The following is a 333-nucleotide window of genomic DNA, read 5'->3' as shown; positions in this document are numbered from 1 at the left end:
AACCATTCTCCTTTTCTTACGCTGTGCAACGCTTACGTAAATTTTAACATAGACAGGTGTGTGGCAAATAGAACGAAAGACCTAGTTGAGTGGTGGCGCGACCTGCATTACCTTGGTTTACCGGGCTAATTGGCAATGATTAACAGTTAGCCAGTATGAAAAAATTGCGTAGATTCGACCGTAAAAGTCAGTGACGTTGTTACTGGATTTATCAACAACGCTGGAGGCTCCTGCAGCCATGCACTGCTTGGCGCGATCGTCGGACAAGCTGTCTGTCAGTATCACAATAGGCGTGTGCTGATTCGCGCCAGGCTTACGCACGGCGGACATAAC

General features: G+C 47.7%; 1 pseudogene. It reads right to left on the bottom strand.

The window, feature by feature from the left end:
• Nucleotides 1-117 precede the first annotated feature (117 nt).
• A pseudogene (locus E0702_RS19645) lies at nucleotides 118-333 on the bottom strand (response regulator); the annotation flags it as partial.

It is taken from the genome of Halomonas marinisediminis (assembly GCF_004347715.1).
GTDB classification, from domain to species: domain Bacteria; phylum Pseudomonadota; class Gammaproteobacteria; order Pseudomonadales; family Halomonadaceae; genus Halomonas; species Halomonas icarae.
This window is presented reverse-complemented; position numbering and strand designations above follow the sequence as displayed.